Annotated in this window: 6 protein-coding genes and 3 pseudogenes; 7 read left to right on the forward strand and 2 right to left on the reverse strand. The window is 46.3% G+C overall.

Annotation, left to right across the window (positions count from 1 at the left end; all coding sequences use genetic code 11):
* Nucleotides 1–482, reverse strand: a 482-nt coding sequence (locus O3660_RS10715) for a transposase (RefSeq protein ID WP_371464952.1), incomplete at its 3' end; no start/stop codon positions are given.
* Nucleotides 483–777: 295 nt separating this feature from the next.
* On the opposite strand from O3660_RS10715, the pseudogene O3660_RS10720 reads away from it, so the two are divergent.
* The 7 genes and pseudogenes from O3660_RS10720 to O3660_RS10750 form a co-directional block, all read left to right on the forward strand.
* Nucleotides 778–7,945 (forward strand): annotated as a pseudogene (locus O3660_RS10720) (hemagglutinin repeat-containing protein); the annotation flags it as partial.
* A 1,431-nt stretch (nt 7,946–9,376) separates the two neighbouring features.
* Entirely contained in the window at nt 9,377–9,787 is a 411-nt protein-coding gene (locus tag O3660_RS10725) for a hypothetical protein (RefSeq protein WP_371464953.1), read from the forward strand.
* A 52-nt stretch (nt 9,788–9,839) separates the two neighbouring features.
* On the forward strand, nt 9,840–10,250 hold the full coding sequence (locus O3660_RS10730) for a hypothetical protein (RefSeq protein ID WP_371464954.1): 411 nt from the start codon (nt 9,840–9,842) through the stop codon (nt 10,248–10,250).
* Nucleotides 10,251–10,392: 142 nt separating this feature from the next.
* Nucleotides 10,393–10,960 (forward strand): annotated as a pseudogene (locus O3660_RS10735) (hemagglutinin repeat-containing protein); the annotation flags it as partial.
* Between the two features lie 98 nt (nt 10,961–11,058).
* Nucleotides 11,059–12,849: pseudogene (locus O3660_RS10740) on the forward strand (hemagglutinin); the annotation flags it as partial.
* Entirely contained in the window at nt 12,849–13,343 is a 495-nt protein-coding gene (locus O3660_RS10745) for a contact-dependent growth inhibition system immunity protein (protein WP_371464955.1), read from the forward strand. The pseudogene O3660_RS10740 and the gene O3660_RS10745, both read left to right, overlap by 1 nt.
* A 157-nt stretch (nt 13,344–13,500) precedes the next feature.
* The gene (locus tag O3660_RS10750; protein ID WP_049351613.1) at nt 13,501–14,133 is read left to right on the forward strand and encodes a hypothetical protein; all 633 of its coding nucleotides are present in this window, start codon (nt 13,501–13,503) and stop codon (nt 14,131–14,133) included.
* Between the two features lie 257 nt (nt 14,134–14,390).
* Here O3660_RS10750 and O3660_RS10755 read toward each other — a convergent pair whose 3' ends face one another.
* On the reverse strand, nt 14,391–16,190 hold the full coding sequence (locus O3660_RS10755; RefSeq protein ID WP_049351612.1) for a ShlB/FhaC/HecB family hemolysin secretion/activation protein: 1,800 nt from the start codon (nt 16,188–16,190) through the stop codon (nt 14,391–14,393).
* Nucleotides 16,191–16,271 lie beyond the last annotated feature (81 nt).

Below are 16,271 nucleotides of genomic sequence, written 5' to 3' on the forward strand. Positions count from 1 at the left end.
ACTTCTATGGCCTGACGCTGTTTGCTGCCGGCAGTCTGAATAATGGTGGCATCAATGACGGCGGCGGATGCCTTCTCTACTTTTAGGTTTTTTTCGGTCAGTTGGCATTTAATCAGTTTGAGCAATTCGGACAGAGTGTCGTCTTGCGCCAGCCAGTTGCGGTAACGGCATAAGGTGCTGTAATCGGGGATGCTCAGTTCGTCAAAACGGCAAAACAGGTTGAAGTCGATGCGGGTGATGAGGCTGTGTTCGAGCTCGGGATCGGAGAGGCTGTGCCATTGTCCGAGCAGGACGGCTTTGAACATGGACAGCAGGGGATAGGCGGGACGGCCGCGGTGGTCTCGAAGGTAACGGGTTCTTTGACGATTCAGGTACTGTTCGATCGGCTGCCAATCAATCACTTGATCCAACTTCAATAGTGGGAAGCGGTCGATGTGTTTGGCAATCATGGCTTGTGCGGTTTGCCGGAAGAAGGTACTCATGAGAAATCCCCTAAATGTCCTGGTGGGAATTTAGGGGATTTTGGGGAATTTTGCAAAGGTCTCAAAGTATAAAAAGGCATAGTGAGAGCAAGGAAAGAACGCGGAGCAAAGCCTCGTATTTCAAGCATAGTTACAATAATGACGACAACCACTACCAAATTGTTAAATAACTTGCCGAATGTTGTGACATTCATAGCTAATCCTTTCCAATCCCAAATAAATTTTTCTACACATACAAAGTTAATTCAAGTTAGAATGGATATTTATAAGGAATATTACCGAGAAAGCATTTACTATGAATCGTACCCTGTACAAAGTCGTCTTTAACAAACATCGAAACTGCATGATGGCCGTTGCTGAAAATGCCAAACGCGAGGGCAAAAACACTGCCGACACCCAAGCTGCAGGTATTTCGCCAAATGATATTGCGGGCTTTACAGGTTTTATCCATTCTATCTCTGTTATATCATTCTCCCTTTCATTACTCCTCGGCTCTGCCCTTATTCTGACTTCTCCCTCTGCCAATGCCCAAGGCATCGTTGCTGACAAATCCGCACCTGTACAGCAACAGCCTACCATCCTGCAAACCGGTAACGGCATCCCGCAGGCCAATATCCAAACCCCTACTGCCGCAGGGGTTTCAGTTAACCAATACACCCATTTCAATGTTGACAACCGTGGTGCTATTTTGAACAACAGCCGTCGGAACGTGCAAACACAGTTGGGTGGCTGGATACAGGGCAATCCCTGGCTTGCAGGTGGTGAGGCCCGTGTCATCGTGAATCAAGTCAATTCAGCTGATCCCTCTTTGTTGGGCGGATATATTGAGGTGGGTGGTAGACGTGCCGAAGTGGTGGTGGCAAACCCTGCGGGAATTCAAGTGAACGGAGGGGGATTTATCAATGCTTCCCGTGCCACTTTGACTACAGGCCAACCGCAATATCAAGCAGGAGACCTTAGTGGCTTTAAGATAAGGCAAGGCAATGTTGTAATCGTCGGACACGGTTTGGATGCCCGCGATACCGATTACACGCAGATATTGAGCCGCGCGGTTAAGATTGATGGGCCTATGTAGGGCAAAGATGTGCGTGTGTTGGCAGGACAAAATGATGTCTCAGCTGATGGCTCTATCCAGTCTTCACACTCCCCTGCTGCGAATACAAATTCTGCCAACTCACTGTATGCCATCGATACAGGGGCATTGGGTGGTATGTATGCTGGTAAGATCACCTTGATCAGCACTGATCGTGATGCATCCGTGCGCAATCAGGGGCAATTGTTTGCCTCAGCTGGCAATGTGGCAGTGAATGCTGAAGGTAAACTGGTCAACACGGGTACGATTGCGGCGACGGGAGAAAACCATGCGGTTTCACTTCATGCCCGCAATGTCCGTAATAGCGGTACGATTGCCTCACAGGATGATGCCAATATTCACAGCCAGACGCTAGACAATTCAGGTACGGTCTTATCCTCAGGTGAATTGACTGTCCGTAATTTAGGCCGTCTGAAAAACCAAAACAACGGTACGATCCAGGCTGCCCGCTTAGATATGTCAACAGGTAGTTTGGATAACACGGGTAATATTATTCAAACAGGTTCACAAGCATTGGATTTGGTATCTGCTGGCAAATTCGATAACAGTGGCAAGATTGGTGTGAGCGACGTTCCACAGACCGGTTTGAATCCCAATCCATCAGTCATACCACAGATTCCGAGTACTGCAACAGGTTCAGGTAGCAGCACTGTTTCGGCATCTAAGCCTGGTTCAAACAATCCCGTTTCACCTACAGCATCTGCAAAAGCCTACGCCAGAGGACGCATTCAAACAACGGGAGCACTTGATAATGCAGGATCAATCAATGCAGGTGGACAAATCGACATTGCCGCCAAAAACAGTTTGGAAAATTCGGGCAGTCTGAATGCGGTTAAACTACAAGTATCAGGCGATTCATTTAACAATACGGCAAAAGGCAAACTCCAGGCACACGATCTGGCTGTTAGTGCTCAAACTGCTAAAAACAGCGGTCACTTATTAACTCAAACCGGCAAGATTGACAACCATGAACTGCATAATGTGGGAGAAATTGCCGCCAACAATCTGACACTCATTCATTCGGGCCGCTTGAGCAATGATAACAAAAGCAATATTCGAGCTGCACATCTACAGCTTGATACCGCCGATTTACATAACGCAGGTAACATTCTTGCCGATAGTGGAACCGTCACTACCAATAACAATCTTCGCAATACAGGAAAAGTTTCTGTTGCACAACTGAATACCGAAGGTCAGACTCTAGATAATACGCACGGACGTATAGAGGCTGAAACGGTTAGCATCCAAAGTCAGCAACTGACCAACCAAAGCGGCCATATTACTGCTACCGAACAACTGACTATCAATAGTCGAAATGTAGACAATCAAAACGGCAAACTCCTATCTGCAAACCAAGCACAATTAGCTGTTTCAGACGGCCTATACAACCAACATGGTGAAATTGCCACCAACCGGCAGTTGTCTATTCACGATAAAAATCAAAACACTTTGGCGTTAAACAATGCGGACGGCACGATTCAATCTGCCGGTAATGTATCGCTACAAGCTAAATCACTGGCCAATAATGGCACATTAACAGCCGGTAACAAGCTGGATATCGCCTTAACGGATGATTTCGTCGTAGACAGCGACCTCACTGCAGGCAACCAATTAAACCTAAGCACAAAAGGCCGTCTGAAAAATACCCATACCTTACAAGCAGGCCATACGCTCAAACTCAATGCCGGCAATATAGATAACCAAGTTACAGGCAAAATTATTGCCGGAGAGCAAACGAACATCACATCCGAACAGCATGTAGACAACAGGGGTTTGATTAACAGCAACGGTTTGACCCACATCGGTGCAGGTCAAACCCTGACCAACACCGGGACAGGCAAAATCTATGGCGACCATATTGCCCTGGACGCGCAAAAACTACTTAACCGAGAAGAAACGACAGAAGGCAGCACCAAAGCGGGTGCAATAGCTGCAAGGAAACGTTTGGATATCGGAGCGAAAGAGATTCATAACCAAGAGGGAGCCCTACTATCCAGCGAAGGTATTTTTGCTATCGGTAATCGACTGGATGAACAACATCATGCGGCAGGCATGGCTGATACCTTTGTTAATGGCAGTGCCAGTTTGGAAGTACAAGGTGATGCATTGATGTCCGTTAGGAATATGCAGAATATCAATAATCACTTTAAAACAGAAACATACTTAGCCAAAGCAGAAAAGCAAGTCCGCGATTACACCGTACTGGGGCAAAATACCTACTATCAGGCAGGAAAAGACGGTTTATTCGATAACTCACAAGGACAAAAAGACCAAACTATTGCTACGTTCCATTTAAAAAATGGTTCTCGTATTGAGGCCAACCAATGGCATGTCCGAGACTATCACATCGAGACTTATAAAGAACGCATCATCGAAAATCGACCGGCACACATTACTGTGGGTGGTAATTTGACTGTTTCAGGCCAAGACTGGCTGAACAAAGACAGTCGAATTATAGTGGGCGGGCGTATTATCACTGATGATTTAAACCAGAAAGAAATCACCAATCAAAGTACAACAGGCAAGGGGCGCATAGATGCTGTCGGCACACAGTGGGATTCCGTTACAAAAAAAGGATGGTACAGTGGCAAAAAAAGACAGCGCCGTACCGAAAGAAACCACACTCCTTACCATGATACCCAACTATTTACCCATGACTTTGACACGCCTGTATCTGTCACCCAACAGAATGCCGCCTCCCCTTCCTTTCAACCCGCAGCATCTGCAGCCAAACTGATTGACGGAGCATCCACAGCAGCCGTCAATGGGCAGCGCATCCATACCGGTAATATGGTCTCATTAAATAACGCTACTGTTACTCTGCCGAACAGCAGCCTCTACACCACCCATCCTGACAATAAAGGCTGGTTGGTTGAAACAGATCCTCAATTTGCAGACTACCGCCGCTGGTTGGGCAGCGACTACATGTTGAAACAACTGCAATTGGACCCCAATCATCTACACAAACGGCTAGGCGACGGCTACTACGAACAAAAACTTGTTAATGAACAAATCCACCAGTTAACAGGCTACCGCCGACTTGATGGCTACAGCAGTGATGAAGAACAATTCAAAGCTCTGATGGACAACGGCCTTACTGTTGCCAAAACATTCGGCCTTACCCCGGGTATCGCCTTGAGTGCAGAGCAAGTTGCCCGCTTAACTTCAGATATCGTTTGGATGGAAAATCAAACCGTCACCCTGTCTGACGGTTCGACTCAAACCGTACTCGCCCCCAAAGTCTATGCCCTGGCACGCAAAGGTGATCTCAATACCTCCGGCGGCCTGATTAGTGCCGAACAAGTCTTACTTAAACTGCAAAATGGAAACCTGACTAATAGCGGTACCATTGCGGGGCGGCAGGCCGTACTCATCCAAGCACGGAATATTAACAGCAACGGCAACATTCAAGCCGACCAAATCGGCTTAAAAGCTGAAAAAAGTATCAATGTCGACGGCGGGCAAGTACAAGCAGGCGGACTGCTGACTGCCCAAGCGCAAAATATCAACCTTAACGGTACAACCCAAACTTCCGGTAATGAACGTAACGGCAATGCCGCCATTGATCGTATGGCCGGTATTAACGTGGCCGGAAGCTATACTGAGCAAGTAGATAACAGAGCTTCAGACGGCATCCTATCCCTGCATGCTGGCAACGATATCAACCTTAATGCAGCCACCATCTCTAACCAAGTTAAAGGCGGCACCACCCAAATTACCGCCGGCAACAATCTCAATCTCGGCACCATCCGTACCGAACATCGCGAAACCTATGGTGCATTAGATGACAAAAATCATCGTCATGTCCGACAAAGTGCCGAAGTCGGCAGCAGTATCCGCACGCAAAACGGCGCAATGCTTAGAGCCGGCAACGACTTAAAAATCCGTCAAGGTGAACTGGAGACCGAAGAGGGCAAAACCGTCCTTGCCGCAGGACGTGATGTCAATATCAGCGAAGGACGCCAAATAACCGAATTGGACGCCGCTGTAAGCGGGAAAAGCAAAGGCATCCTTTCCAGTACCAAAACACACGACCGCTACCGCTTCAGTCATGATGAAGCAGTCGGCAGCAACATCGGCGGCGGCAAAATTATCGTTGCAGCTGATCAGAATATCAATGTACGCGGCAGCAACCTTATTTCTGATAATGGCACTGTCTTAAAAGCAGGAAACAACATCGATATTTCTACTGCCCACAATCGCTACACCGGCAATGAATACCACGAGAGCAAAAAATCAGGCGTCATGGGCACAGGCGGATTGGGCTTTACTATCGGTAACCGAAAAACTACCGATGACACTGATCGTACCAATATTGTCCATACAGGCAGCATTATAGGCAGCCTGAATGGAGACACCGTTACAGTTGCCGGAAACCGCTACCGACAAACCGGCAGTACTGTCTCCAGCCCCGAGGGGCGCAATACCGTCACTGCCAAAAGCATAGATGTAGAGTCCGCAAACAACCGGTATGCCACTGACTACGTCCATACCCAGGAACAAAAAGGCCTCACCGTCGCCCTCAATGTGCCGGTTGTCCAAGCTGCACAAAACTTCGTACAAGCAGCCCAAAATGTGGGCAAAAGTAAAAATAAACGCGTTAATGCCATGGCTGCAGCCAATGCTGCATGGCAGGGTTATCAAGCAGCCCAACAAATGCAACAATTTGCTCCAAGCAGCAGTGCGGGACAAGGTCAAAACAACAATCAAAGCTCCGGTATCAGTGTGTCCGTTACCTACGGCGAACAGAAAAGCCGTAACGAGCAAAAAAGCCGTTACACCGAAGCGGCAGCAAGTCAAATTATCGGCAAAGGGCAAACCACACTTGCGGCCACAGGAGGCGGGGAGCAGTCCAATATCAATATTACAGGTTCCGATGTCATCGGCCATGCAGGTACCACCCTCATTGCCGACAACCATATCAAACTCCAATCTGCCAAACAGGACGGCAGCGAGCAAAGCAAAAACAAAAGCAGCGGCTGGAATGCAGGCGTAGCCGTCCAAATAGGCGACGGCATCAGTCTTGGCATTACCGCCGGAGGAAATATCGGCAAAGGTAAAGGACAAGGGGAAAGTACTACCCACCGCCACACCCATGTCGGCAGCACGGCCGGCAAAACGATTATCCGAAGCGGCGGGGATACCACCCTCAAAGGTGCGCAGCTTATCGGCAAAGGCGTACAGGCAGATACGCGCAACCTGCATATAGAAAGTGTTCAAGATACTGAAACCTATCAGAGCAAACAGCAAAACGGCAACGTCCAAGTTACCGTCGGTTACGGATTCAGTGCAGGCGGCAGTTACAGCCAAAGCAAAATCAAAGCAGACCATGCCTCCGTAACCGAGCAAAGCGGTATTTATGCCGGAGAAGACGGCTATCAAATCAAAGTCAGAGACAACACAGACCTCAAGGGCGGTATCATCACCTCCGGCAAGAGCGCAGAAGACGAAGGCAAAAACCGCTTTCAGACGGCCACCCTCACTGCCAGCGACATTCAAAACCACAGCCGCTACAAAGGCGAAAGTTTCGGATTGGGTGCCAGCGTTGCCGTAAGCGGCAAAACACTGGGACAGGGAGCACAAAATAAGCCTCAAAACAAACACCTGACAAGCGTGGCCGATAAAAACGGCGCAAGTTCATCAGTAGGCTACGGCAGCGACAGCGACAGTCAAAGCAGCATCACAAAAAGCGGCATCAACACCCGCAACATACACATCACCGACGAAGCGGGACAACTTGCCCGAACAGGCAGGACTGCCAAAGAAACCGAAGCGCGTATCTACTCCGGCATCGACACCGAAACTGCGGATCAACACTCAGGCCGTCTGAAAAACAGCTTCGACAAAGACGCGGTGGCCAAAGAAATCAACCTGCAAAGGGAAGTAACGCAGGAGTTCGGTAAAAATGCCGCACAAGCCACAGCAGCCGTTTCCGACAAACTCGGCAACACCCGAAGTTACGAACGGTATCAGGCAGCCAAAACCCTGCTGGAGGCGGAACTGCAAAACACAGACAGCGAAACCGAAAAAGCCGCCATCCGCGCAACACTCGGCCAAGTAAACGCCTACCTTGCCGAAAACCAAAGCCGCTACGACACCTGGAAAGAAGGCGGCATAGGCAGGAGTATCCTGCACGGGGCGGCAGGCGGACTGACGACGGGCAACCTCGGCGGCATACTGGCCGGCGGCGGCACTTCCCTTGCCGCACCGTATTTGGACAAAGCGGCGGAAAACCTCGGCCCGGCGGGCAAAGCGGCGGTCAACGCACTGGGCGGGGCGGCAATCGGCTATGCGGCGGGAGGGAATGTCGGTACGGCGGCAGTAGGGGCGAATGTCGATTGGAACAATAGGCAGTTGCATCCTGATGAAGTGAAGTGGTTACACAGTAAAGATACACTACAAAAATATATTAACTATTTAAAAAACAAAGGATTAAATTTAACTCCCCGAGAGGCTCAAATTCAGCTAGACCGCGCAGCTGCCGCAATGGTAGACAGCGAATGGGCAATACTGCATGGACGCAATGAACTTGCAGAACAGTTTTTATCTCAAAACACATCTAGATTCCATTATGTAGATAATTTTGGTGCAAGCCATCAATTCTTTACAGCTACTAATCATGAATATTTAGATCAAGACAGAAATTTAAAAGCATTATTTAGTGCTTATACCGATAAAAACAAAAACGAAATAAATAAATTCTTGCATAGTATTCAGATTCAAAACCGTAATGCCTCAACGGATTTTAGAAGAGGAATGGAACAAGGCTATAAAGATAGCAGTAACGATGCACATAATGATCCAAAGATAATTGGGAAAGGCATAATTTCCTTGCCGAGATACGTCTATGATTCGTCTACCAGTGATGAAGTGGGTCCACTAGACGATCAACAAATGGAGACTAACCGTATAGCCCTGCTACGTTTACAAGGGAGAGATTACGATGCAGGTAGAATATATGAATACAATCATGCAACCCGACAACGGTTAATGTGGTATCAATTGCCAGTAATGGAGCTAGCAGGACGTATCCCTAGTAAATTGGCTAACAAATATAAACTGTACCGCGAAGGTAAGTTATCTGCTGCACAACTGGCAGCAGAAATAAAAAAACAAGCACCAGTTGTTCCAAATGGAAAAGCATTTGATTTTACCAGTGGAACATTGATATCTAATCAAACCGTTAAGCTCACACAGGCACAGAAGCTGTCCAATGGAACAACCCTGCCAGTAGGGACAATTGCACGACTAACAGACAAGGGAGTGGAAGCAACTTTGCCCAATGGTAAAAATGTTAGTTATGCAGGGGTAACTGAGCAAAGGGCGTTGCCTAAGCCCGATAGCTCTGTACCGAAGATAAGACCTAATGGTACAGTAGAGCTGTTTACAGACAGCAAAGGGGTACAAATACCTGGAGCAGTAGGAGTTAGCCCATCAGATCCGATGGCTGTTGCAAGAGATGCACGTTCTATGCCCAATATACCGACAGGCAGTCAGGCGAGAGTTATCGCAAATAATCCTTATATCCCTAAACCAGAAGGGAAATTTACAATAATGGATTATCTTCCTGAAGCAGCACGTATTACAAAAAAAGGGGGAGAAATTGTGATTAATGGCACATCAAACAATAAGTATTTAAGAGGAATTCCAAATGAAGCAGAACTGGCCCGAATGGGATTAAGGTTAAAATATAATGGGCCGTTAAAGGAAGAGTTTAAACGACTGGAATTTCATCAGAGTAATGGAAGACAATTAGTATCAGATGAGCTTAAAACCATTGTATTTGAAAAGGTAAAATAATATGACAACTTATACTATTCCAAGAAAAGATCATCAATTTCTGTATATAATTGAGGGGTCTCTATTAAGCTATACTTTGAAAAATGATGAATTCCATATCATCGTCAATTGTGTGGATTATCCGGACTTTCCTCAAGAGATCCCTATGCCAAATTATTCAGACTGGGTAAGGATTAAATTCAAGCAGTTCAGCTATCTGAAATTTATCTATGTATACGCTACGAAGAGCCAAGATAAAAAGATCAAAAATGTATTGGAGCTTGGCGAATTAAAGCAGGATGATGAAATCTTGGATTATGGAGGTACGCTGGAATTGATAGGCGGTAGGTATGATCTTCCGACCGGTTTTAGCATAGATATAGTTTGCCGGGAAATAGAGTTAGAATTCTTAGATCAGGAGAGTTTCAATTAAACGAGCCGTAGCTTGTCATGCTGCGCAAGCAGACTTTTGAAGGTAAAATAATATGACAACTTATACTATTCCAAAAAAAGATTATCAATTTCTGTATATATATGAGGGCACTCTATTAAACTATACTTTGAAAAACGATGAATTCCATATCATCGTCAAGAATGTGGATTATCCGGACTTTCCTCAAGAGATTCATACACCAAATTATACAGACTGGGTAAAAATTAAATTCAAGCAGTTCAGCTATCTGAAATTTATTTATGGCTACGCTACGAAGAGCCAAGATATAAATATCGATAATACATTGGAGCTTGGAGAATTAAAGCAGGATGATGAAATCTTGGATTATGGAGGTACGCTGGAATTGATAGGCGGTAGGTATGATCTTCCGACCGGTTTTAGCATATATATAGTTTGCTGGGAAATAGAGTTAGAATTCTTAGATCAGGAGAGTTTCAATTAAACAAGCCGTAGCATGGACTCGCTACCGGCAGGGAGTGCATGCTACCTAAGCAGCCTTTTGGAAGCTCTTGACAAGGCTGGTTGGGCATATGTGCTTTATCACCTAATATTACTTAACAAAAGCATGTGTGCGGAACGCACGTATGCGGTTCTCAAGGTTTGAGCCAAGAGGTCGTCTGAAACAACAAATACGGTTTTAGACGGCCTTTCTTCCAACAAGCCATCACAGCAATCAGACAAAAGCAACCCGCCGCCACACCCATATCGGCAGCACGGCCGGACAAACCACCATCCGAAGCGGCGGGGATACCACCCTCAAGGGTGCGCAGCTTATCGGCAAAGGCGTACAGGCAGATACGCGCAACCTGCATATAGAAAGCGTTCAAGATACTGAAACCTATCAGAGCAAACAGCAAAACGGCAATGTCCAAGTTACCGTCGGTTACGGATTCAGTGCAAGCGGCAGTTACAGCCAAAGCAAAGTCAAAGCAGACCATGCCTCGGTAACCGAGCAAAGTGGTATTTATGCCGGAGAAGACGGCTATCAAATCAAAGTCAGAGATAACACAGATCTCAAGGGCGGTATCATCACCTCTGGCAAGAGTGCCGAAGACAAAGGAAAAAACCTTTTTCAGACGGCCACCCTTACTGCCAGCGACATTCAAAACCACAGCCACTACGAAGGCAAAAGCTTCGGCATCGGGGCAAGTGTTGCAATCAGCGGTGAATCAATGGGACAAAACCGTCCTGCCGACTCCGGCCCGGGAATCCGCCTGATTGATGTTTCTAAAGGTCAAAACAACAATAACGCCATCGGCTACGGCAGCGATGGAGACAGCAAAAACAGCACCACCCGCAGCGGCATCAACACCCGCAACATACACATCACCGATGAAGCGGGACAACTTGCCCGAACAGGCAGGACTGCCAAAGAAACCGAAGCGCGTATCTACACCGGCATCGACACCGAAACTGTGGATCAACACTCAGGCCGTCTGAAAAACAGCTTCGACAAAGACGCGGTGGCCAAAGAAATCAACCTGCAAAGGGAAGTAACGCAGGAGTTCGGTAAAAATGCCGCACAAGCCACAGCAGCCGTTTCCGATAAACTCGGCAATACTCAAAGTTACGAACGGTATCAGGCAGCCAAAACCCTGTTGGAGGCGGAACTGCAAAACACGGACAGCGAAACCGAAAAAGCCGCCATCCGCGCAACACTCGGCCAAGTAAACGCCTACCTTGCCGAAAACCAAAGCCGCTACGACACCTGGAAAGAAGGCGGCATAGGCAGGAGTATCCTGCACGGGGCGGCAGGCGGACTGACGACCGGCAGCCTCGGCGGCATACTGGCCGGTGGCGGCACTTCCCTTGCCGCCCCGTATTTAGACAAAGCAGCAGAAAACCTCGGCCCGGCGGGCAAAGCAGCGGTCAATGCACTGGGCGGGGCGGCAATCGGCTATGCGGCGGGCGGGAATGTCGGTACGGCGGCAGTAGGGGCGAATGTCGATTGGAACAATAGGCAGCTGCATCCGAAAGAAACACAAATCCTTAACAAACTGTCAAAAGGCAGATCGGCTGAAGAACAGTACCGCCTAAAAGCCGCTGCATGTGCATTAACCCGGTGCGCGGAAGGCGTACCTGACTTCGACCCTCTTTATAAAGGACTAAAAAAACTTCAAGATGCCGGTAAACAGTTTGTGGCGGAAAAAAATATATTGATGCGGACGGGTGCATTTGAATATGGAAACTGGAATAGACTGAACGATATACGCAGCAGTTACGACCGGGCTGCCACCAAAATTAAGGGGGCAGGCAATATGGGATTGGGTGCAACGACTGTTGTCGGTTCGGGTGCTGCAGGCGTAGGTCTGTGCAGTACCGGGCTTGGCTGTGTTGGCGGTGGACTTATTGCGGCGACAGGTATGACCGGTGGTTATACACAGGCCTCAGAAGGAAGCCGGCAATTGTTTGGCACTTACCAGTCCGATTTTGGTAAAAAAGTTGTCCTATCTTTGGGTACACCAATAGAATACGAATCGCCGTTAGTATCTGATGCGAAAAATCTAGCCATATGGGGATTGGAAACGCTGATTACACGCAAATTGGGAGGCTTGGCAACAGGTGTGAAAACTTCCTCGCCTCCGAAAATTGCTGACGTACAGCGAAATGTCCTGCCCCAATCCGAAGTCGGTATCAAGTGGGGCAAGGGGATTGAAGGACAGGGAATGCCTTGGGAGGATTATGTCGGTAAGGGCTTGTCTGCCAATGCAAGGTTACCTAAAAATTTTAAAACATTTGATTATTTTGATCGTGGTACAGGCACGGCAATCAGTGCCAAAACTCTGGATACGCAAACTACGGCACGCCTGTCCAAACCCGAACAGCTTTACAGCACCATGAAAGGGTACATCGATAAGACGGCAAATTTTGAACAACATAGTCTTTCGGGTATGACACTAAGGGCAGACATGATCAAACAGCGCGAAATCCATCTGGCCATACCCGCACAAACTAATAAGGAGCAAAGATTGCAGTTACAACGTGTGGTAGAGTATGGCAAAAATCTAAACATTAAAGTCAAAATTACGGAGATCAAATAATGATTTTTAAACAGGATCAAAATTATTGGGCAGTTTTTTATGCTAATGAGAAAGCTCTGATTGTTCAAACATGTTCAGGTTTGGGCTTAACGGCAATAGACCACCTATATCCCCCCCATATCCTGCCATTGGATACCGACAATGGAACTTTAGGCACGACGGTCTTGCAAGCGTTGACAAACAGCAGGACTTTCGTTTATGACAGTCCAGAAGACCAAGATTTTTTTGATACCGAAAAATTTCGGCAACGCTATGAGGATTGGGTTGCCAACCTATGCGGGAACTTGGGCTATAAAACCAGACGCGCCCTATTTAAAAACATGATGAGCGTGGATATTTGGCTGCACAACGGCTGCCTGAAAATCAGCCCGAGCCGCCATGTCAAGCTGGAAGCGTGGGATGCCATTGATGCAGACGATGTTATTTTATCATTGGATAACAGCCCTGAAGAAATCGGAGCAGGTTTAAGGTTGGCATTGAGCCGCTGCCGATAATATTTGGCAAAATGTCGTCTGAAAGCTGGAAAAATGTTTCAGACGACCTTTTTATTAGACTCAAGCTCGCGTGCGTGCGTACCGCGCACACCTTCGCTGCAGATTTAATGTGGGCTACGACTTGCTGAAGATAAAGTTATTAAGGAATTTGTCAAATATGGAAAAAATTGAGAAATTTAAATCTGAATTATTAAATGCCATCTTTCAATATACTCAATGCATATCTATTTTTGTCTATAAGAAAAAGATATATTATTTGATTGATTATAAAGAAAATTTCATATTAAACATGAAATTAGATCTAGATTTGGATTTTAAAAACGGTAATATTACGTTAGAACAATATCAGGATGAAATGAATAGTTATTATTACCGAAACGGTATCTGGCAGTTAACTAAGGACAATTTTGAAAGCTATATTCAATCAGATTCAGTCATTGTATTAAAAAAAGATGAATTGAAGGAACTGATGTTTCAGGGGTTTACTTCTGATGAAGCGGTAAGGTTATATTCCGTTGTCGAGAACAAGCTGTCGTACAATGATCCTATCTCAGACTCTGGCCCGCAAAGTGATTTCTTAAAAATCAATCAGATTTCCTCGAGGCTGCCTTTGTTCTATATCAATTTTGATACGGAAGTGTATCTGCATATGGATTGGGACAGATGTCATGAAGATTATGTCTATGATGGCTGGTTTTCAAAGGCAATGGATTTTGGGTATTTAATACCGGACGAATTCTGTTACTGGAAAATTGAAGGACGAGATTATTGGAAATTTAGACAATTATAAATATAAGCAAGCCAAGCCATAGCTTGTATGAATTCAAAAGGCCGTCTGAAAACAGCAAAACCGTTTCAGACGACCTTTACTTACCTGTATAACAACACACATCCTGAGACCTTTGCAAAATTCCTTTTCCCCCAACAGCTGAACCCCAACACAGGTTTTTGGCTGTCAGTAAATAGGTGAAGAGAGGTATTTTGCAGGGTCTCAGCTATTATCAAATTTTATTATCTCTTCCTTATAGCTCATTTGACGATACTGTTTTAAAACGTATAGCTTATCTGGAAACCGCTTGCCCATTTCTTTGATTGGAAAAATTCGGGTTTTTTCAATGCGCGGCCGGTAAATATATCGTAATGTAGGTTTCCGCCAAGCTTCATTTGTCCGCGTATCCCCATTGCTGTACCAGCTAAAGTTTGCCCCAACAACCATTGAGCGGATTGTCCTGAAACATGTCCCACATCAGCCCCAAAATAAAGTTGATGGCCTGGTTTAAATTGCCAACTCAAATCGTTGCGCCAATACCAGCCTCGCTCAGCCGACAAACTCATTTCACCGTCGAAGCCACGCACAGTGTAGCGTCCGCCGATGGCTAGTTTGTCTTGCGATGTCAACGGGGTTTTGTTCCATTGTGCGTGAACAGATGTATCGTAGGCAAATAGCTGGTTACCGATTTGAAAAGGAATGTTTACATCAGCCGAAGCCGTCCAAATTTTCATACGTGACGAGCCTTCGTTAAAGGCTTCTTCGGGTGCGCGCAGAGCATCTTTCATGCCGGTACCGCGTTTATATTTCAACTTAAAATCTGCCGTACTGCGGCCGATATATTCTTTGTGGGAAAGTTCTGCCAACCAACCTGCAGTTTTACGCCTTTGTACAGTCAGTTCGGCATCATCAATATAGCTTTTTGTTTCCCTTGTCCACAGTTTTACACCAAGATACGTTTTGCGTTTGGCATCACGATACAACAGGCGGTTAAAACCGAAATCAGTATTATAACTTTTCCCATTATAATCATACACTTCCGACAATCCGGCAACTGCCTGATGGTAACGGTAGCCGTTATGATTGAATGCCCATGTCCATTTACCGAAAGGAACTGAATAATGTACTGCGTAATTGTTTGATCCGCCTTCTTTGCGATGGCCGTCAAAATTTTCCTCATTGGGCGTATCGCCAATTGAATGTCCATAATTTACATAAAACATATCACTCAGTCCAAAAGGATTGTCGGCAGAGAAAGTGATATTTCCTTGATATTTCCCCGTCGCTTTACTGCCTGAATTATCCACGCCTACACTTACACGGTAGGGCAGCAGACGTTGCCGCCATTGCACCACAACATCACTTTGGTTTGGTTCGTCCTCTACAGGAACGATTTGAATATCGACTTCTGCTGTTGGGAGCCGTTTGAGATTTTCCAACCCTTGTTCTAAATCACGCAGATTCAACAGATTGTCTGAGCGGGTGGGAAATTTGTTTTGGAATGCTGCAATGCGTTCAGCATGGGTTTGGGCATCATTAGATCTATCGATTCGTATGAAGCGCAGATAGCCCGGCATCAGTGTTAATTGAAGCTTGCCACTATTCAAATTTTGTGGCGCAGCCAAAATACGTGTCGTGGTATACCCCCTGCCGATCAAAGCATTTTGCGCCAAAGACATGATTTGATTGATATCGCCCGCATGCAAACACTTGCCGGGAACAAAATGTGTTTGGCGCAAAGCCTGATTGAGCGCAAATCGAAATTTAGCGGCTCCTTTACCTACCAATTCCACTTCAGAAATAGGAAAGCATGGGCTTGCTTCATCCGAATTTGCACTATCTGCCTGTGTTGCCATCTTCTCCCTACCTGTATCAGCATCATCTAAACGTACATCTTGTTCAGGCAACATCTGTTCACGCAGCTGCTTCTCCCGTTGACGCTGGAGAATATCCTGTTGTTGTGAAATGGCTTCGGGAGTGGGAGCGGCTGATGTTGGGACAGGAAAGGCAGCTATCAATGATAGGAATAATAGTGATAATGGAGGAAATATGGCTTGGGAGTAAACGAAGGATTTCATAGATTGGGCTAAGTAATGTAAATGGACAATTATAGCAATGAACAAAAAAAAGAGAAAAAGAGACCTTTTATTAGCTCTAGT

The sequence above is a fragment of the Neisseria sp. 27098_8_139 genome, from assembly GCF_041433195.1.
GTDB lineage: Bacteria > Pseudomonadota > Gammaproteobacteria > Burkholderiales > Neisseriaceae > Neisseria > Neisseria subflava.